This window comes from Streptomyces sp. NPDC012935 (assembly GCF_042900345.1).
GTDB lineage: Bacteria > Actinomycetota > Actinomycetes > Streptomycetales > Streptomycetaceae > Streptomyces.
On record NZ_JBIBBC010000009.1, the window covers coordinates 215,632 to 235,017 of the forward strand.

Annotated in this window: 15 protein-coding genes; 11 read left to right on the top strand and 4 right to left on the bottom strand. The window is 72.5% G+C overall.

What is annotated here, in order from left to right; translation table 11 throughout:
- Window positions 1-77: 77 nt before the first annotated feature.
- From ACFY5C_RS23140 to ACFY5C_RS23160, 5 genes are all read left to right on the top strand, one after another.
- On the top strand, window positions 78-944 hold the full coding sequence (locus ACFY5C_RS23140; RefSeq protein ID WP_389447210.1) for a LysR family transcriptional regulator: 867 nt from the start codon (window positions 78-80) through the stop codon (window positions 942-944).
- A 151-nt stretch (window positions 945-1,095) separates the two neighbouring features.
- Window positions 1,096-1,695, top strand: a complete 600-nt coding sequence (locus tag ACFY5C_RS23145) for a PDZ domain-containing protein (protein ID WP_389447015.1) — start codon at window positions 1,096-1,098, stop codon at window positions 1,693-1,695.
- Window positions 1,696-1,780: 85 nt separating this feature from the next.
- The gene (locus ACFY5C_RS23150) at window positions 1,781-2,401 is read left to right on the top strand and encodes a LysE family translocator (protein ID WP_389447017.1); all 621 of its coding nucleotides are present in this window, start codon (window positions 1,781-1,783) and stop codon (window positions 2,399-2,401) included.
- A 120-nt stretch (window positions 2,402-2,521) separates the two neighbouring features.
- Window positions 2,522-3,649, top strand: a complete 1,128-nt coding sequence (locus tag ACFY5C_RS23155) for a M24 family metallopeptidase (RefSeq protein ID WP_389447019.1) — start codon at window positions 2,522-2,524, stop codon at window positions 3,647-3,649.
- A gap of 66 nt (window positions 3,650-3,715) precedes the next feature.
- Window positions 3,716-4,660, top strand: a complete 945-nt coding sequence (locus tag ACFY5C_RS23160) for an aminoglycoside phosphotransferase family protein (protein WP_389447020.1) — start codon at window positions 3,716-3,718, stop codon at window positions 4,658-4,660.
- 96 nt (window positions 4,661-4,756) lie between these two features.
- On the opposite strand, the gene treZ is transcribed toward ACFY5C_RS23160, so the two are convergent.
- A complete protein-coding gene (gene treZ, locus ACFY5C_RS23165; protein WP_389447022.1) occupies window positions 4,757-6,502 on the bottom strand; it encodes a malto-oligosyltrehalose trehalohydrolase in 1,746 nt (581 codons plus the stop codon).
- A 185-nt stretch (window positions 6,503-6,687) separates the two neighbouring features.
- Here treZ and ACFY5C_RS23170 point away from each other — a divergent pair, with 185 nt between their 5' ends.
- The 3 genes from ACFY5C_RS23170 to ACFY5C_RS23180 all read left to right on the top strand — a co-directional run bounded on the left by ACFY5C_RS23170 (window position 6,688) and on the right by ACFY5C_RS23180 (window position 9,164).
- Entirely contained in the window at window positions 6,688-7,239 is a 552-nt protein-coding gene (locus tag ACFY5C_RS23170; protein WP_328878459.1) for a DUF1707 and FHA domain-containing protein, read from the top strand.
- 138 nt (window positions 7,240-7,377) lie between these two features.
- Window positions 7,378-8,748: a M14 family zinc carboxypeptidase gene (locus ACFY5C_RS23175; protein ID WP_389447024.1), complete on the top strand. Its 1,371-nt coding sequence runs from the start codon at window positions 7,378-7,380 to the stop codon at window positions 8,746-8,748.
- Window positions 8,745-9,164, top strand: a complete 420-nt coding sequence (locus ACFY5C_RS23180) for an SSI family serine proteinase inhibitor (RefSeq protein ID WP_389447026.1) — start codon at window positions 8,745-8,747, stop codon at window positions 9,162-9,164. Before ACFY5C_RS23175 ends, ACFY5C_RS23180 begins: the two co-directional genes overlap by 4 nt.
- Window positions 9,165-9,234: 70 nt before the next feature.
- On the opposite strand, the gene ACFY5C_RS23185 is transcribed toward ACFY5C_RS23180, so the two are convergent.
- Together ACFY5C_RS23185 and treY are read right to left on the bottom strand one after the other, a co-directional pair.
- On the bottom strand, window positions 9,235-10,485 hold the full coding sequence (locus tag ACFY5C_RS23185; RefSeq protein ID WP_389447212.1) for a M14 family zinc carboxypeptidase: 1,251 nt from the start codon (window positions 10,483-10,485) through the stop codon (window positions 9,235-9,237).
- 403 nt (window positions 10,486-10,888) lie between these two features.
- Window positions 10,889-13,264, bottom strand: coding sequence for a malto-oligosyltrehalose synthase (gene treY / locus ACFY5C_RS23190; protein WP_389447028.1), 2,376 nt, complete (start codon window positions 13,262-13,264; stop codon window positions 10,889-10,891).
- 81 nt (window positions 13,265-13,345) lie between these two features.
- On the opposite strand from treY, the gene ACFY5C_RS23195 reads away from it, so the two are divergent.
- Window positions 13,346-14,773: an MFS transporter gene (locus ACFY5C_RS23195; RefSeq protein ID WP_389447029.1), complete on the top strand. Its 1,428-nt coding sequence runs from the start codon at window positions 13,346-13,348 to the stop codon at window positions 14,771-14,773.
- Here the strand turns inward: ACFY5C_RS23195 and glgX are convergent.
- Entirely contained in the window at window positions 14,770-16,980 is a 2,211-nt protein-coding gene (gene glgX / locus ACFY5C_RS23200; RefSeq protein WP_389447031.1) for a glycogen debranching protein GlgX, read from the bottom strand. The genes ACFY5C_RS23195 and glgX overlap by 4 nt on opposite strands.
- Window positions 16,981-17,160: 180 nt before the next feature.
- Here glgX and ACFY5C_RS23205 point away from each other — a divergent pair, with 180 nt between their 5' ends.
- Both ACFY5C_RS23205 and ACFY5C_RS23210 read left to right on the top strand, forming a co-directional pair.
- Entirely contained in the window at window positions 17,161-17,982 is an 822-nt protein-coding gene (locus ACFY5C_RS23205; protein ID WP_389447033.1) for a Tat pathway signal sequence domain protein, read from the top strand.
- Between the two features lie 85 nt (window positions 17,983-18,067).
- Window positions 18,068-19,384, top strand: a complete 1,317-nt coding sequence (locus ACFY5C_RS23210) for a copper amine oxidase (RefSeq protein ID WP_389447035.1) — start codon at window positions 18,068-18,070, stop codon at window positions 19,382-19,384.
- Window positions 19,385-19,386: the final 2 nt, after the last annotated feature.

Consider the following 19,386-nt stretch of genomic DNA (forward strand, 5'->3'; position numbering starts at 1 on the left):
GGCCCGTACTTCACGTCCAACGATGATTACTGGACCTCTGATAAGCAGCGCTGATGGCATGGGGGAAGCTGTCCGGCATGGATCCGCACCTGCTGCGCACCTACGTCACCGTCGCCCGTCTCGCCTCGTTCTCCGAGGCCGCCCGCGCGCTCGGCTACACCCAGTCGGCGGTGTCGCAGCACATCGCCGCGCTCGAAGGGGACCTCGGCGCACCGCTGCTCACCCGTCGCCCCGTGGCGCCCACGCCGGCCGGCGAGCGGCTCCTCGAACACGCGGGCCCGCTGCTGCTGCGCCTGGAGGCGGCCCGCGCGGACGTCGTACGGATGGCGGCCGTGCCCGACCGCGGACTCACGCTCGCGACCGCGTCGACCGCGTTCGGCCCCCGCGTGTGCGCCGCGCTCCCCGCCTGCGGCGTGACCCTGCGCGTGCTGCCCCGCGACGAGGTCCCCGCGGCCGTCGCCACCGGCACGGCTGACCTCGGCCTGGTCGACGGCCTCGCCGCCCCCAGCGACCCGCTGCGACTGCCGGACGTGGCACCGCTGACCACGCACGGCATGCGGGAGGAGCCCGTCTGCGTCCTCCTGCCCGACACGCACCCGCTCGCCGGGCGCACCGGCCTGCGCCTGGGCGACCTGGCCGACGCACGCTGGCTGGAGGCCCCCGACGCGGGCCTGCCCCTCGCTCACCTCCGCGCGGCGAACGGCGGCCACGGCTTCCGCCCCGCCCTGCGCTACGAGGGCACCGACATCCACGCCCTCACCGCCCTGGCCGCGACGGGCCATGGCCTGACCCTGCTGCCGCGCCCGGTGGCCACCGGGGTACCCGGCGCGGTCGCCGTACCGCTCACGGAACCGCGTGTCGTGCACCGGACGGAACTGGTGTACGCCGGGGCCCTCCAAGGAGCGTCGGCAGCGGTAGCGCAGGCGTTGCTCGAACCGGCGTGAGGCAGGGCCCGCCCCTTTGCCACCCCGCCCTGACGTCCCGTTCTCCGGCGTGACGCCTATGGCTTCCCGTTCTTGACCACTGGTCAGTCTCACTCGATCGTGGCTCGTCGTGCGCCGGTGCGCAGGGTAGTCACCAGCCGGAGGCGATCCGATGGAACAGACTGCGTTGCGACCCAAGCCCATGCCAGGCCAGGGGCCCGGCGACGAAGCCAAGCCCGCCCCCGGCGCACGGCGTCCGCACGCCGCGCCGCACAGGCGCGGCCGACGGCTCACGACCCTGCTGTGCGCGCTCCTGGTGGGAATGGTCCTGATCCTGACCGGGGTCGGCCTCGGCACCCTGGGGGCCACGGTGATCGGCATGAGCAAGCTCGCCGAACTGAAGAGCCAGGCAGGGCTGGGCGCGCCCGGAAGCCCGTCCGAGTCGGCACACCCCGGTTCCTCGGCCCCCGCATCGCCGACGCCGGCCTCCTCGCCGCGTCCAGCCGCCGTCGCCACCATCGGAGTGGAGGCCGTGGACGCGGAGAAGCGGGGCGCCCTGCTCGTCGGCGTCCATGTCCCGGGCCCGGGTTACGCGGCCGGCCTGGTCCGCGGCGATGTACTCCTGGCGTTCGGCAGGACCCGCATCGACTCGGCCGCCGACCTCGCGCGAGCCGTCGCCCGGGCCCGCCCGGGCAGCGAGGCCACCCTCACGGTGCGCCACCGCAGCGGCGGCTACCAGCGGCTGACGGTGATCCCGGGCGTCGTCACCTGACCGCCACGCGTCTTCGGCGAAGGGCTCGAGGGAGGGTCCGCGAAATCCACTGGTCCCGTTCCGCCGGCCGCGCCACCATGACCCCATGCTGACCACCCTCCTCGCCTTCCTGGGAGCCTGCACCCTGGTCGCCGCCTCGCCGGGGCCCAGCACGGTGCTGATCATCAAGCAGTCGCTGCACAGCAGACGCTCCGGATTCCTGACGGTGCTCGGCAACGAGACCGGGGTCTTCGTCTGGGGCGTGGTCGCCGCGTTCGGCCTCACCGCGCTGCTGACGGCCTCCGAGGTGGCGTACGACGTGATGCGGATCGTCGGCGCGGTCGTGCTCGTCTGGTTCGGCATCCAGGCGCTTCGGCAGGCCCGCCGCACGAACGGCGAGCAGGAGACCGCGTGGGAGGGCACGCAGAAGAGCGGCTGGGCCTCCTACCGCGGCGGGCTGCTGCTCAACCTCGCCAACCCCAAGGCAGCCGTCTTCGCCCTGTCCTTCCTCCCGCAGTTCGTCCCGGAAGGCGCCCCGCACCTGCCGACCATGATCGCCCTCGCCGCGCTCTGGGCGATCTACGAAGTCGGCTACTACGGCCTGTACGTGTGGTTCGTCGCCCGGATGAAGCACGTGCTGTCGCGCGCCGGTGTGCGGCGGCGCCTGGAGCAGATCTCCGGAGGCGTGCTGCTCCTCCTCGGCGTCCGTATGGCACTGGACAGCTGACGCCTTGCCCGACCGCCCGTCCGACGAGCCGCTCGAAAGACCCGCCGATCGGCTCGCGCCGCCCCCTCCGTACGGGCAGGATGCTGCCCGTAGTCCTTTCACGCGCCCAGGGAGGCCCGGATGACCGGCACCGCACCCGCGCCCTTCACCGCCGACGACTACAAGGCCCGCATGGAACGTGCCTCGCGGGCGGCCGCGGACGCCGGCCTGGCCGGGCTGCTGGTGGCCCCCGGACCGGACCTGGTGTGGCTGACCGGCTACGCGCCCACCGCGGAGACCGAGCGGCTCACCCTGCTGGTCCTCGTCCCCGGCCGGGACCCCGTCCTCGTCGTCCCCGCACTGGAGGCCCCGGACGCCGCGCAGGCCGCCGGCGCGCCCGGCCTGACCCTGCGCGACTGGACCGACGGCAAGGACCCCTACGCCGCCACCGCCGCCCTCCTCGACTCGAGCGGCCGGTTCGGCATCAGCGACAACGCGTGGGCCCTGCACCTGCTGGCCCTGCAGAGAGCGCTGCCCACAACCTCCTACGCCTCCCTCACCGACGCACTGCCGATGCTGCGCGCCGTCAAGGACGCCGCCGAGCTGGAGCTGTTGGCGGCCGCGGGTGCGGCCGCTGACGCAACGTTCGAGGAGATCCGGAAGGTTCCCTTCGGCGGTCGCCGTGAGTCCGAGGTCGCCGCCGACCTCGCCCACCTGCTGCGCCGCTTCGGCCACTCCCAGGTCGACTTCACGATCGTCGCCTCCGGCCCGAACGGCGCCAACCCGCACCACGAGGTCGGCGACCGTGTGATCGAACGCGGCGACATGGTCGTGCTCGACTTCGGCGGCCTGAAGGACGGCTACGGCTCCGACACCTCCCGTACCGTCCACGTCGGCGAGCCCACCGACGAGGAGCGCCGGGTCCACGACCTGGTGCGCGCGGCCCAGGAGGCCGGCTTCCGTGCCGTACGGCCCGGCGTCGCCTGCCAGGAGGTCGACCGGGCCGCCCGCGCGGTCATCGCGGACGCCGGATATGGCGAGTACTTCATCCACCGCACCGGGCACGGCATCGGTGTCACCACCCACGAGCCGCCGTACATGATCGAGGGCGAGCAGCAGCCCCTCGTGCCCGGCATGTGCTTCTCCGTGGAGCCCGGGATCTATCTGCCCGGCCGCTTCGGAGTGCGTATCGAGGACATCGTGACGGTCACCGAGAACGGCGGCCGGCGCCTCAATGACACGACCCGCGAGCTGGTCATAGTGGACTGACCCGGCCACCGATCCGGGAGCAAGGAGCCCGGCCCCCGTAGACCCCCGAGCGACGACGGCGCGACCATGACCCAGGCACCGACACCCACCGCGGACACCGTCCGCCGACTGCTCCGTTCCCTGCTCAAGGACGGCGCGGACGACTCGGCCGGACCCGAGGTCCGCCCTGCCGCCGCGGGCGCCGAGCCCGCCACCTGGTGGGTCGGCACCCGCCATGTGCTGCGCCTGGCCCCCGACCGTGAGGCCGCCGCCCGCCAGCGCCGCGAACTGCGCCTGCGCGATCTCGTGCGTCCGCACGTACCCGTCACGGTGCCGACGAGCGTCGCGTACGGCGAGTGGGCGCCCGGACTGAGCTGCACGCTGGACACCAAGGTGCCCGGCGGGGCGGGCGGGCAGCACGACGTGTCCGCAATCGGCGAGGCGGACCTGGCCGGGCTGCTCACGGGGCTGCGCGAGGTGCCGGTGCGGCAGGCCGAGACGCTCGGTGTGCCGCGCGCCGCACCGCGCTCCCTGGAGGCCCTGCGCCGGGCCGCCGAACATGCCGCGGCGCGCCTCGACGCCGCCGACGAGTTCGACGCCGCCCGGGTGCGCCAGCTCACCCAGCAGGCCGCCGGACAACTCGCCGCCCAGTCCGCGACGGCCGTCCTCGTCCACCACGCCCTCACCGCCGACCACCTCGTCGTCAGCGCGGACGGCCGCGTGCGTGGCGTCCTCGGCTGGGCCGACACCGTCCTCGGCGACCCCGCCGAGGACATCGCCGGCCTCGCCCTCGCCGTCGGCTCCCCGGCCGCCGTCCGCGCCGCCACCCTCGCCGGGTACGGCGCCCGCCCCTGCCTGCGCGGCCTCTGGCTCGCCCGCTGTGACGCGGTCGTGCGCCTCGCGGACCGCCTCGACGGCAGGGGAGAGTCACCGCCGCCGATGCTCAGAGCGCAGCTCAAGCACGCGTGGGAGCCGATCCTGCTGGAGCGGGTGACGGAGCTCAGGGAGGACGACGGCGACGAGGAGTTGTAGGGGCGGCCCGCGGACGCATGCGCGGGCCGGTCACCGGGGCAGGCGCGCCGGCGCACGCGCCCTCTCGCACGCCCACCGGGCACCGCCGTGCCCCGCTCACCCCTGCAACAGCACCACACCCGACTCCCCGGGCACGTGCAGCACCCCGTCCGCGCCCGGCGCCTCCACCGGCTCCCACGCCGCCAGTACGGCCGCCCGCCGGGGCCCCAGCGGGATCGCCGCCGGTTCCTTGGCGAAGTTGACGGCCACGCGTACGTCCCCGCGCCGGAAGGCGAGCCAGCGCCCCTGCTCGTCGTAGGCCACCTTGGTGTCGGCGAGGTCGGGATCGGTGAGGTCGGGCTGCTCATGGCGCAGGGCGATCAGGCGCCGGTACCAGGCCAGCACGCGCGCGTGAGGCTCGCTGTCGAGTTCGGACCAGTCGAGGCAGGAGCGGTCCCGGGTCGCCGGGTCCTGCGGGTCGGGCACATCCTCCTCGGCCCACCCGTGCGCCGCGAACTCCCGCCGCCTGCCGCGCCGTACGGCTTCGGCGAGCTCCGGATCGGTGTGGTCGGTGAAGAACTGCCAGGGTGTGCCCGCGGCCCACTCCTCGCCCATGAACAGCATCGGCGTGAACGGCGCCGTCAGCGTCAGCGTGGCCGCGCAGGCCAGCAGCCCGGGGGAGAGGACAGCCGCGAGCCGGTCGCCCTGGGCCCGGTTGCCGACCTGGTCGTGGGTCTGGCTGTAGCCGAGGAGCCGGTGCGCCCCCACGCGGGTGCGGTCCAGGGGGCGCCCGTGACGGCGGCCCCGGAAGCTCGAGTACGTGCCGTCGTGGAAGTAGCCGCCGGTCAGGCTCTTCGCGAGGCCCGCCATGGGAGCGCGCGCGAAGTCGGCGTAGTAGCCCTGGGACTCGCCGGTCAGCGCGGTGTGCAGGGTGTGGTGGAAGTCGTCGTTCCACTGGGCGTGCAGACCGAGGCCGCCCTCCTCGCGCGCGGTGATGAGCCGAGGGTCGTTCAGGTCCGTCTCCGCGATCAGGCAGAGCGGCCGGCCCAGATCGGCGCAGAGGGCGTCGACGGCCGTGGACAGCTCCTCCAGGAAGTGGCACGCGCGTGTGTCGACCAGCGCGTGCACCGCGTCCAGGCGCAGCCCGTCGATCCGGTAGTCCCGCAGCCAGGCCAGTGAGCTCTCCACGAGAAACGTGCGCACCTCGTCAGAGCCGGGGGCGTCCAGGTTGACCGCGGAGCCCCACGGCGTCTGATGCGTGTCCGTGAGGTAGGGGCCGAAGACGGGCAGATAGTTCCCGGACGGGCCGAAGTGGTTGTGCACCACGTCGAGGACCACGCCCAGACCCAGTTCATGGGCCCGGTCGACGAAGCGTTTCAGCGCCTCGGGGCCGCCGTACGGCTCGTGCACGGCCCACAGCGAGACGCCCTCGTAGCCCCAGCCGTGCCGCCCAGGGAAGGGGCACAGCGGCATCAACTCGACGTGTGTGATGCCCAGTTCGACGAGGTGCCCGAGCCGCTCGGCGGCCGCGTCCAGCGTGCCCTCACGCGTGTACGTGCCCACATGCAGCTCGTACAGCACCGCACCGGGCAGTGGCCGTCCGGCCCACTCGGTACGCCATTCGTAGCGGCCGTGGTCGACGACCGCACTGAGCCCGTCCGGGCCGTCCGGCTGCCGGCGCGAACGCGGATCGGGCAGCACCGGTCCGTCGTCCAGCGCGAAGCCGTACCGCGTCCCGTCCTGTGCCTGAGCTTCCGCCCACCACCATCCCGCTCGTTCCGGATCGCGCTCCAACGCGCGCGTGGCGTCCTCGCAATGGAGCGTCACACGGCCGGCCTGCGGTGCCCACACCTCGAACTGCACGGACGGTTCCCCTTCGTCTGCTCACCGTGATGTAGCCCGTCCATGGTGCTTCAAACGAGATCAATCCGCTTTTGAATCTTCCCTTTTGCGGTGGGTGTCGTGACCTGTCTCGGCGATCACGCGCGTGTGATGGCCGTTTCCCCGTTTTCTGGACACCGGGGGTCCACTGACCGACAATCAGCAGCGTGACGTCGTCTTTCGAGTTCAACACGTACCCCGCGCGGCTCTCCGACGTGGAGCGCGACAAGGCGCTGAAGGTGCTGCGTGACGGCGTCGCCATGGGACGGCTGTCGCACGACACGTTCGTGCGCCGGATGGAACTCGCACTCTCCGCCCGCCGCGCGGACGAGCTCGCCGCGCTCACCGCCGACCTGCCCTCCGAGAGCCGTCTGTCCCGCCTGGTGTTCGGCACCGTCGAGGCGGTCTCCGGCTTCACCGTACGGCTGCGCAGGGCATGGCAGGCCGAGCGGCTGCCCAAGCTGCTGCTGCCCCACCCCGGGGCCGGCCATCCGCTGCGCATAGGCCGCGACCCCGCCAACGGGCTGCGGCTGACCCACGAGACGGTGTCCCGGGTGCACGCCGAACTGAGCCACCAGGCCGGCCTGTGGGTCCTGCGTGACCTCGGCTCCACCAACGGCACCACGGTCAACGGCCGGCGCGTCATCGGTGCCGTCGTGGTCCGCGAGGGCGACCAGGTCGGCTTCGGCCGGATGTCGTTCCGGCTCGCCGCGAACTGAGCCGACCAGCGGCCCGGGGACTCCCCTTGCTTGAAACGTTGACTCAAGTCCCTGTGCCCTCGGTGGTGTTGACGTCCTGGCCAAGTCGTGACTGACTGTGCGTACACCATGCACACCAGGTGAATCGACGGCACCGCATTGTGGAGGTGTGCCCTGCCGCCACTCCTCCGCTACCCGACCGTCGACGAGCTGAGTGCCCGGGCGGCCGCGCTCGTCGCCCGCCGTCCCCGTGACGCACGCCTGCGCCGTGTCGGCACGTCCCGCGCGGGCACGCCCCTGTGGCTGCTGTCCGTCGGCCACGGCAGCCGCCAGGCCCTTGTGGTGGCCGGCCCGCACGCCAACGAACCGGTGGGTGGCGCCACCGTCCTGCGGCTGGCCGAACGGGTGCTCGCCGACCCCCGTCTGCACGAGGGCGCCGACGCCACCTGGAACCTCCTGCTCTGCCTCGACCCCGACGGCCTGCGTCGCAACGAGGGCTGGCTGCACGGCCCGTACGCCCTCGCCGACTACTTCCGGCACTTCTTCCGGCCCGGCTTCCTGGAACAGCCCGAATGGCTGCCGGACGGCGCGGACGCCGTCACGCTGCCCGAGACCCGCGCCCTGCTCGAACTCCAGGACGAACTGCGGCCCTTCCTGCAGTGCTCGCTGCACGGCGTCGACGTCGGCGGCGGCTTCGTCGAGCTGACCCACGACCTGCCCGGTCTCGCCCAGCGCATCGCGCACACGGCCGCCCGCCTCGGCATCCCGCGCGAGCTCGGCCCCTACGACACCCTGTACTGGCCGGAACTGGGCCCCGCCGTCTACCGGATTCCCAGGCCCCGCCGGGGCGACCTGGCCGCAGCCATCACCGAGGCGGCCGTGGAGTCGACGTGGTTCCATCCATACCGGCACGGCACCGTCACAGCGGTCGTCGAGGCCCCCATGTGGGGTGTGGCCGCCGTGCAGGACGGTGCTCCGCCCGCCGATGAGGAAACGGTCCTGCGCAGGGTGAGCCACACCCTCCGTCACGACACCCTCCTCCTGCAGCGGCTCCTGGAACGCCTGCGGCCCCACCTGCCCGCCGGACCGGAGCCGGCTCGGCTGCTCGCCCCGGTCGACGACTATTTACTGGTCTGTCCAGGGCTCGCGAACACTTGGGACCCCGACGTGCGGGACCCGGTCGGCGTACATCCGCTTCCCCCGCTCAGCACCGCCCATCTGGCCGCCCTGCGCATCGCCGGGCGGCGCCTCGCCCTGCGCACTGCCGGGCTGCTGCACCAGCTGGTGACGGGCGCCGGGCGCGATCCGGCCGGGGTGCTGCCGGAGCTGGACCGGCTCCTCGACGAGTGGTGCGACGACTACCGCGACGGCTGCGGGGCCCGCTGGATACCGGTCGCGCGCCAGGTGGAGTACCAGGCACGGGTGGTGCTCGCCGCGTTCGAACTCGCCGGACGGTACGCGCCCATGTGCTCCCGTTCGGGTGAGTCGGGGTGGAATGCCGGGGCCGCCGTGCCGATGCATCGGGAATGACGCAATCAATCACGGCGAAAGCGGTACGGGGCGGCCTGCTGGCGGCGGCCGCCATGCTCCTCCTCGGCGCGACCCCGGCGCAGGCGGCGGCCCAGGAGTCGGACTCGGAGAACTGGCTCTTCCTGACGGTCACCCGGGGCGACGCCCGCCACGGCGACCCGCGCGGCACGCTGCTGCTGTGCGACCCGCCCCAGGGCCACGGGAAGGCGGCGGAGGCCTGCGCGGAGCTCGAGAAGGTGGGCGGCGACATCAGCCGGCTCCGCACGGCGGACTCCTTCTGCCCGATGATCTACGCCCCGGTGACCGTCCACGCGCGCGGGGAGTGGCAGGGACGACCGGTCGAGTACCGGGAGACGTTCGCCAACGGGTGTGCGATGGGCGCTCGGACGGGAGCCGTGTTCGCGCTGGACGCCTGACGCCGTGCCGCATCGGCCGTACCGCACACGTCGGCGCTGCTCACGTCGGCACGGTTCATGTCGGCACGGTTCATGCCGGCCGGTCGCGCGCGTAGAGCGCTGCCGCGACGACCGTGCGGGACTGGTGCTCGACCTGGTGCTCCAGGGGCACCCAGCGGGCGCGGAAGCGCTCGGCGAAGGCGTCGCTCCAGGTCGCCACCAGGTGTTCGAGACGCTGTGCCCCGCGGTCGTCGGCCTCCCTCAGGACGCGCAGCAGCATGGCCGCCGCCCGCAGCGGCAGCCGGCGACCGAAGGCGTCCACGCTCCCGACGTACGCCATGGTGTCGTCGGCGGGCGGCGTGCGCATCCAGTCGGCGGCCAGCCCCGGCACCAGCTCCAGCGCCCACTTCGAGGCCCGCAGCAGAGGCCCGTCGGCGCCGTCAAGGCGGGGGAGCGCCTCGGCGAGCACCCGCTCCACCTCCAGCCCGTCCCGCAGCAGCCGGCCCGCCAGCCGCCGCATCGCCCCGGCCGGGTCCGGATGCGGCGCCGGGTCGTCCACCAGGTCGCTCGCCCACATCGGCACCTCGACGACCGCGGTCAGGCCGCCGTAGCGGTGTACGTGGTACCAGGTGCTGCTGCGCGCGTCGTCCGGCATGCTCGGATAGGCCGCGCCCGCGCCCGGCGACGGCATCACATGCACCCCGGGTCCGGAGGCGGGCCAGCCCGCCGCGTCCGAGGCTCCCGTCTCCACCGGGATGTGCAGCTGGGCCGCGGACTTCGCGAAAGGCTCGGCGAGGCCGGGTACGTCCTTCGTCAACTGCACCCAGCTGCCGCCCAGATCGGTGCCGTGCAGGGTCACCTGGAGGTAGGGCCGCAGTTCGTCGATGACGCGGATCAGCGCGCGCGTCTCGGGCGGCAGCCGGTCGGCGGGCAGCGTGGCCGGTGCCCACTCGGGCTGTTCCGAGGCCGCCGGCCGGAAGAAGCCGCGGTGGTAGTCGAGCAGACTGCGGGGTGCCGGGGTGACGTGCAGGCTCGCCCCGTCGGGATCCGCGCACAGCAGGAAGTGCCACGAGATGTCGCTGCGCAACTCCCGCTCGAGCAGGACGCGTTCGGCGACCGCGAGGAGCGTGGGCCCGCCGGTCGGTTCGTTGGAGTGCGCTCCCGCGACCACCAGGACGGCGGGCCGGGCGTGACCGATGGACAGCAGGTGCAGAGGTCTGCCCGCTCGGGAGGACCCCACCTGTCTCAGGGTGCACAGGCCCGGTCGGTGAGCGGCCAGTGCGCGGGCGGACAGGACCAGCTCGGTCAGCGTGGGGTAGCGCAGCTCCGGCAGGAGACTCACCCCCGTCATGTCCGCCCAGCCTTCGCAATCCGCAGTACCCCACGGTCTCGTTTACGTGTCAAGGACTTCACGGGGGAGGCTCCCGGGGGCGCCCAGGTGCATTCACCTCCGGCAGGTGGGGCAGCGGGAGCCGGGGGAGGTGCGGGGTCGGTCCGGCCGGGGGTCCTCCGCACCGGTCGCCCGCCGCCGACCGGCATGAACGGACGCCGGGAGCGCCGGCTCGCAGAGGGCGCCGGCCTTCGTCACCACGCGCCGCCCGTGTGCACGAGCCCGGGGAGTGCGCGCGGGCCCGAGCCGGGTCGCCGGCGCGATGGCAGGGCGCAGGGCGCCCTCGTATGCGCTCGACGGTCGTGCTCTCACCGGAGCCCTTCACCAGGCCTCTACGGCCGCTCCAGGGTCGTCCCTACCGCTGGACCGCCTCCTTGCCGACCCGCTCCAGCAACGCGACCGGGACGCGCTCGAAGAGCTCCGCCACGCGCGTGTGGCCCGTGAACTCCCGCTCCGGAGCCAGCACATCGGCCCACCGCCCCGGCGGCAGCGCCAGCACCGTGTCGCGCCAGCCACCCGACTGCGCCAGCCGCAGTGACAGCCGCGTCACGGCGGTGACCACCTCTCCGGAGCGCCCGAAGGCCACACAGTGGGCGGCGGCCGGGCCCTCAGCGGTCAGGGGCACGTACGACGCCGAGTCACCGAACACCTCGGGACGCCGCCTGCGCAGCCGTAGCGCGGCGACCGTCAGCGCGCCCTTCTCACCGGGGTCCTGGTGCGGGAACCGCACGCCCCGGCGGTTGTCCGGGTCCACCAGCGCCCGGTACTCGCCCTCCGTGCCCTGATAGACGTCCGGCACGCCCGGCATCGTCAACTGGGCCAGGGCCATGCCCAGCACGTTCGCCCGGATGTGCGGCTCCAGACGGCTCCGGAACGCGGCCACACGCTCGCCGGGCGCCCCGCAGGGTCCTGCGGCCACGAACGATGCCACCGCCTCCTCGTACGGCGGTTCCTGCTCCGTCCAGCTGGTGAACAGCCCGGCCTCGCGCACGTGCTTGAGCAGCGCCCCCTGAACCCGGTCCAGGTCCGCCTCGCCCAGCCCGAACACCGTCTGCCAGGCGGCCCACGCCAGCTGGGCGTCCGGTACGCCTTCGCCGTCTCGGGTCACCTCGGTCAGGATGTCCGCCCAGGGCTCCGGGCACTCGGTGAGCACGGCCAGCGCGGCCCGTACGTCGGCACTGCGCTTGGTGTCGTGCGTCGACGTGACCGTCCCCGTCACGGGCCAGTCGCGCTGCACGCGCGCGCAGTAGGCGTGGAACTCGTCGGCCGACACGGCGGGGCTCCCCGGGTTCCCGCCCACCTCGGTCGCCGACAGCAGCGGCACATAGCGGTAGAACGCCGTGTCCTCCACGGACTTGGCCCGCAGCGCCGACGCCGTCTGAGCGAACCGCGTCCGGAACTCCACATGGTCCGGCCCATCACCGGCCCGCCCGAGCACCAGCTCGCGCACGACGTCGACCGCGCCCGCCTCCTCGGGCACGGCGAAGGCGAGCCGGGCCTCGGCCGCGGCCTCCTCGGTGACCACACGGGCCGCGTCACCGCAGGCGTACGGCCGGTAGACGTCCAGCCGGACGAGGAGCTCCTGCAGCGCGGTGCGCAGCGCCCAGGGGGCCCGGTCGCGCAGCGCCGGCTGCGCCGACCTGGCGCATACGCGGCTCGCCACCCGCGTCAGCCGGTCGATCTCCGTGGCCAGCTCGTGTGTGAGCACCTTGTACGCGGCCCGCCGCACCGTCGCCTCCCAGTCGCCGCCCCGGTCCGTCTGCGGGGCCGCGAACCGCCGGTACTGGCCGAGGAGTTCCCCGAACCCCGCCGGATCGGTGAAGAGGCCGTCGATGTGCCGCAGGGCGTCGTAGCCGGTGGTCCCGGCCACGGGCCAGGAGGCAGGCAGGTGCTCGCCGTCCGACAGGATCTTCTCCACGACCGTCCAGCGCCCGCCGGTCGCCGCGTGGAGGCGCCGGAGATAGGCGTCGGGGTCGGCGAGGCCGTCGGGGTGGTCGATGCGCAGCCCGTCGATCACGCCTTCGCGTAGGAGCTGGAGGATCTTGGCGTGCGTGGCCTCGAACACCTCCGGGTCCTCGACCCTCACCCCGATCAGCTCCGAGATGCTGAAGAACCGACGGTAGTTGAGCTCCGTACGGGCCAGCCGCCACCACGCCGGCCGGTACCACTGCGCGTCCAGGAGCTCCGGCAGCGGCAGTTGCTCGGTGCCCTCACGCAGCGGGAACACGTGGTCGTAGTAGCGCAGGACTTCGCCGTCCACCTCCAGACGGCCGAGCTCCTCGCCCAGCGGCCCTCCGAGCACCGGCAGCAGCACCTGGCCGTCCTGGGCCTCCCAGTCGATGTCGAACCATCGCGCGTACGGCGACTTGGGGCCCTCGCGCAGCACCTCCCACAGGGCGCGGTTGTGGCGCGGGGCCATCGCCATGTGGTTCGGCACGATGTCCACGACCAGGCCCAGACCGTGTTCGCGCGCGGTGCGCGCCAGCGCGCGCAGTCCCTCCTCGCCGCCCAGTTCCTCGCGCACGCGCGCGTGGTCCACGACGTCGTAGCCGTGCCCCGACCCCGGGACCGCCTCCAGTACGGGGGACAGGTGCAGATGCGAGACGCCGAGCGAGGCCAGGTACGGCACGGCCGCCGCCGCGGCCTCGAACGGGAACGAGGACTGCAGCTGCAGCCGGTACGTGGCGGTCGGCAAGGTCGGCACCGTCGGTTCAAGTCGCTCAGGTGTCATGGAAAGCTACGTACCCGCCCTGCCGCCCTTCGTGTCATCGTCCCCTCCACGTGGGCCCACGCGCGTGCCTAGCTTCGAGTGATGGGACAGACAGGGACGACAGGACGCCGCGGCACCTGCGCGGCCTACCGCGAGGTGATCGGCCTGACCGGGCCGCTGCTGCCGGTCATGTCCTTCCTGGCCCGGCTGCCGACCGCCACGATCCAGTTCGGCAGCGTGCTGCTGGTCGCGCGCACGAGCGGCTCCCTGGCCGCCGCCGGCCTGACCGGCGGTGCGCTCGCCGTCGGGCAGGTGGCCTGCGGTCCGCTGGTCGGCCGACTTGCCGACCGGCACGGTCAGCGGACGGTCGTGCTGGTCTTCTCGCTTGCCAACGCCGTCGCGATCGCCGGGCTGGTCGCCGGTGCGCTCGCGGGGCTGCCGACGGCGGCGCTGGCTGTGGTGGGGGCAGCGGCCGGAGCGACGGTGCCGCAGATCGGGCCGATGGCCCGCGCCCGTCTCGTCGCTCTCGCCCGCCGTGCGGGGGCGCGCGATTCGACGGTGGGTGCCGCGCTGTCCTTCGAGAGCACCCTGGACGAGGTCTCCTTCGTGCTGGGACCTGCTCTGGTCGGCCTGGCGGCCGTGACCGCGCATCCGGGCTACGCGCTGGGTGGTGCCGCCGTGTTGGTGGCGTCGTGCGGCAGCGGCTTCGCCTGGCATCGGACGGCGGTGGCGACACGGCCCGGGCCCGTCGCTGCGTCGGCGGAACGACCGTCGGGTTCCGCCCGGACGCGCGCGGGGCGACGGAACGGTGCCGTCCCGGCGGAGCCGACAGGGCGAGGCGGTCCCGTGCCCACGGTGCCCACAGGGCGAGACGACCCCGTCCCGGCGGAGTCGACAGGGCGAGACGACCCCGTCCCGGCGGAGTCGACAGGGCGAGGCGGTCCCGTGCCGACGGTGCCCGTCCCCCGGTCCATCCACGCCCTGCGAGCCGCCCTCGCCCTCCAGGGCGCCATGTTCGGCGCCTGCCAAGCCGGCATCACCGCCCTCACCGAGCGGCTCGGACAGCCGGACCAGGCCGGCCTCGTCTATGCCGCCATGGGCGTGATGAGCGCTGTCGCCGGGCTCTCCATGGCCGCCGTGCCCGCCCGCCTCGGACTCGCCCTGCGCTGGCGGGCGGCCACCGCGGCAGCGTTCCTGCTGTCGCTCCCGCTGCTGTGGACGGAGGGCCTCCCCGCCCTCTACGTCACCGTCACCGTCCTCGGCGTCGCCTACGCCCCGCACCTCATCACGGTGTTCGGGCTCACCGAGCGCGTGGTGCCCCCGGCGCGGCTCTCCGAGGCGATGGCGTTCGCGACGAGCGCGCTGGTCGGCGGGCAGGCCCTCGCCCTCGCCGTCACCGGCCGGCTGGCCGAGTCGTTCGGCCCCGCGACGGCCTTCGGGGCCGCGAGCCTCGCCGCCGCACTCGCCTGCGCCATCGCGCTGACGGCGCGCCCGGAGTCGTACCCCGGACGCGCCGCCACGTTGCCCTAGACCGGCCGCTGCAACACCGTCATGCTGCGGTCCACCAACGTCAACCGCTCGCCGGCCTGAACCTTCGCTGCCGTCTCCGGCGGCACCCCGTCCGCGCGCGCGGTGTCGACGACCACCTGCCACTCGCGGCCGTGGTTGACCGGCACGACGAAGTCGAGGGTCTTCGGGGAGGCGTTGAACATCAGCAGGAACGAGTCGTCGCCGATGCGTTCCCCGCGAGCGCCCGGCTCCGAGATCGCGTTGCCGTTGAGGAACACCGTCAGCGCCGACGCCTGCGCGCGGTCCCAGTCCCGCTGGGCCATCTCCTTGCCCTGCGGAGTGAACCAGGCGATGTCCGACAGGTCGTCGTGAGTACCCTCCACGGGCCGCCCGTGGAAGAAGCGCCGCCGGCGGAACACCGGATGGTCCCGCCGCAGCCACACCATCGCGCGCGTGAAGGCGAGCAACTCGCGGGGCAGACCGGCCAGGGCCTCGCCACCGGAGCCGCCTTCCCCGTCAGACCCGCCTTCCCCGTCCGAGCCGCCCGCTCCCTGCGAGCCGGCCTCACCGGCGTCCTCGTCCGTCGGCCATTCCACCCACGCCAGCTCGCTGTCCTGGCAGTACGCGTTGTTGTTGCCCCGCTGCGTGCGCGCGAACTCGTCGCCGTGGCTGATCATCGGCACGCCCTGGGACAGCATCAGCGTGGCGATGAAGTTGCGCATCTGACGGGCACGCAGCTCCAGGACGGCCGGGTCGTCGGTCTCGCCCTCCGCCCCGCAGTTCCAGGACCGGTTGTGACTCTCGCCGTCCCGGTTGTCCTCGCCGTTGGCGTGATTGTGCTTGTCGTTGTACGAGACGAGGTCGTGCAGCGTGAACCCGTCATGGCAGGTGACGAAGTTGATGGAGGCCAGCGGGCGCCGCCCGTCGTCCTGGTACAGGTCGGACGAGCCGGTCAGCCGGGACGCGAACTCCGCCAGCGCGCGCGGCTCGCCGCGCCACAGGTCCCGTACGGTGTCGCGGTACTTGCCGTTCCACTCGGTCCACAGCGGCGGGAAGTTGCCCACCTGGTAGCCGCCCTCGCCGACGTCCCACGGCTCGGCGATCAGTTTCACCTGGGACACCACCGGGTCCTGCTGGACCAGGTCGAAGAACGAGGACAGCCGGTCCACCTCGTGGAACTGCCGGGCCAGGGTGGCCGCGAGGTCGAAACGGAAGCCGTCGACGTGCATCTCGGTGACCCAGTACCGCAGCGAGTCCATGATCAGCTGCAGGACGTGCGGGGACCGCATGAGCAGGGAGTTCCCGGTCCCTGTGGTGTCCATGTAGTAGCGCGGGTCGTCCGTCAGGCGGTAGTACTGCGGATTGTCCAGGCCCCGGAAGGACAGCGTGGGGCCCAGGTGGTTGCCCTCGGCGGTGTGGTTGTAGACCACGTCGAGGATGACCTCTATGCCGGCCTCGTGCAGCGCCCGCACCGCCGACTTGAACTCCAGGACCTGCTGGCCGCGGTCGCCCCAGGAGGCATACGCGTTGTGCGGGGCGAAGAAGCCGATCGTGTTGTAGCCCCAGTAGTTGTTCAGGCCCATGTCGACCAGTCGGTGGTCGTTCACGAACTGGTGGACCGGCATCAGCTCCAGCGCCGTCACGCCCAGCTCGGTGAGGTGCTCGATGACCGCCGGGTGCGCGAGGGCGGCGTAGGTGCCGCGCAGTTCCTCGGGCAGCCCCGGGTGGCGCATGGTCAGACCCTTCACATGGGCCTCGTAGATCACCGTGTGGTGGTACTCGGTGCGCGGCCGCCGGTCGTCGCCCCAGTCGAAGTACGGGTTCACCACGACCGACGACATCGTGTGCGGCGCCGAGTCCAGGTCGTTGCGCCTGTCGGGTTTGTCGAAGTGGTAGCCGTACACCTCCTCGCCCCAGCTGATCGAGCCGCTGACCGCCTTGGCATACGGGTCGAGCAGCAGCTTCGCGGAGTTGCAGCGCAGACCGCGCTCGGGCGCGTAGGGCCCGTGCACCCGGAAGCCGTACCGCTGCCCCGGCATGACGCCCGGCACGTACGCGTGCCGTACGAAGGCGTCGCTCTCCCGCAGTTCCACCGCCGTCTCCGAGCCGTCGTCGTGCAGCAGACACAGCTCTACTCGGTCCGCGGCCTCGGTGAAGACCGCGAAGTTGGTGCCGGCGCCGTCGTAGGTGGCACCGAGTGGATATGCCTCTCCAGGCCAGACCTGCATGGACACGACTCTTTCAGCTCGGGCACGCCGTCGTTGGCGCCTTGACGTCGAGTCTCCCCAAAAGTGATGGAACCACCTATGACTTACGTCCCTCTTATCGGTCGACCAGGCATACGCGTTATGCCGAACCAGTGGGGCCAACACGTACTCCCGGGGACGTACGGGGAGTAGGGGGAAGATGTGCGCAAGATAGTGCACCGCCATCTGGGCAAGGTGGTGGCAGGTGCGGCCATCGCGGTCGCGGGAACGGCCGTGATGGTCGGGATCACCCTGCCGGGGACGGCGGGGGCCGACGAAACGGGAGGAAGCAACGGCGGGCAGTCCGCCCAGCAGGCGGCCCAGGAGCAGGGCCAGGGCGCCGGCGCGGCGCCGCCGGGCGTCGTCGAGGGGGCCCCGAGCGAGGGTGACAAGGGCACGGGCAACGACCCGCTGACCGACGACGAGATGGACCGGGCCGCGAAGCTCGCGGTCAACCCGCAGCTGCGCAGCGCCGGTGAGGACGTCGAGGGCGACCGCGGGCCGCAGCGCCTGGGGGTCGACCTCGCCGAGCCGGAGGCCGACGAGCTGGACGACGCGAACGCGCCGCGCCGGGCCGAGGTCTCGTTCTACGACTACAAGGCCGACGCGCTCGTCACCAAGACCGTCAACCTCGACACCGGGAAGGTCGAGCAGACCTCCACCGAGCACGGTGTCCAGCCGCCGCTGAGCCGTGCGGAGTACGCCGAGGCGGCCAGGATCCTGATCGCCGACCCGCTGGGCGCGGGCATGAAGGCGGACTACAAGGACGCCACCGGCAAGGAACTCGGCTCCCCGGACCAGCTGCTGCTCAACGGCGCCGTGTACCGGGCAGTTCCGGGTGCCCAGCCCGCCGTGCTCGACCAGTGCGGCGAACACCGGTGTGTGCGGCTGTTCCCGAAGGTGAAGAACGGGCCCTGGATCGACGCCCGCTCCTTCGTGATCGACCTGAGCGCCCGCAAGGTCGCCAAGCTCGACATCGGCTGAACCACCCTCCGTTCAGTTTTCCGACTCGCGCGCCGTGTGCGTGCATCTCACGTACTTGCACCTCCTGTAAGGGAGTCATTTCTTCATGCGTGTGAACAGAATGAGCCGTGCCCGCAAGGGTGCGGCCCTGGGCCTGTCCGTGGCCGCACTGGCCGCCGGCGCGACGACCGGCGCCGGACCCGCCTCCGCCCAGCCGAAGAACGCCCCGGCGCCCGCCGCCGACTGCAGCGCCGCCTACCGCATCGAGCAGAAGCTCACCGGCGGCACCACCTGGCGGATGTGCTGGCGCTACGACGGCAAGGCCGGGCTCGTCCTGGAGAACATCTCCTACCAGCCCAAGGGTGAGGCCAAGCCGATCAAGGTCCTCAACGACGCCAGGCTCGGCCAGATACACGTCCCGTACGACGACGGCAGCGTCGAGTACGACGACCTGACGGGCTTCGGCTTCGCCCAGGGCCTGATGAAACTCGCGCCGAGCGAGTGTCCGGGCGGCACCATCAAGTCCGTGAAGGTCCCGGAGGCCTGGGACCCGGAGCACCCGAACGTCAACGGCCTGTGCACGACGACCCGCGCGCGTGGGCACGCCTACCGCATGCAGGGTGACAGCGCCAACAAGGTCTACCAGGCGCAGAGCAAGGACCTGCTCGTCTACACGGTCAACCAGGTCGGCTGGTACGAGTACATGACCGAGTGGCGCTTCCAGGACGACGGCACGGTCACCATGAACGTCGGCGCCACCGGCAGCCTGTCGTACGACGACTACGACGCCGGCGACGGCCGCGGCTGGCCGATCGGCAAGGGCGACAGGGCCAAGGCCACCAGCCACAGCCACAACGTCTTCTGGCGGCTCGACTTCGGCCTGGACGGCTCCTCCAAGGGCAAGATCGAGCAGTACGACTCGGCCGTGACCGCGCCCGCCGCCGGTGACCGCGCCCCGAAGACCAAGACCACCCGCACCAAGGTCGCCAAGGAACTCGCCGGCGACGCCAAGAACTACCGCTGGTGGCGCATGGTCAGCGCGACCGGCAAGAACAAGGACGGCCACGCGCGGTCGTACGAGATAGTCCCCGGCGCCAGCACCAAGTACCCGGGTCGCAGCTTCACCAAGCACGACATGTACTTCACCGAGTACAACAAGTGCGAGAAGTTCGCCACGAACAACCCTGGTTGTGGCAACACCCACCCCAAGTCCGTCGACAAGTGGGTCAGCGGTCAGAACCTCACCCACCCGATCGTCTGGATGAATGTGGGCTTCCACCACATCGCCCGTGACGAGGACCAGCAGCCCATGCCGGTCCACTGGCAGGGATTCTCCATCGTCCCGCGGGACGTGACGGCTATGAATCCGCTCACTCCGAGCGAGCTTGCCTGGCAGAACGGGCACTGGCAGCCTCGTAGTTGAGA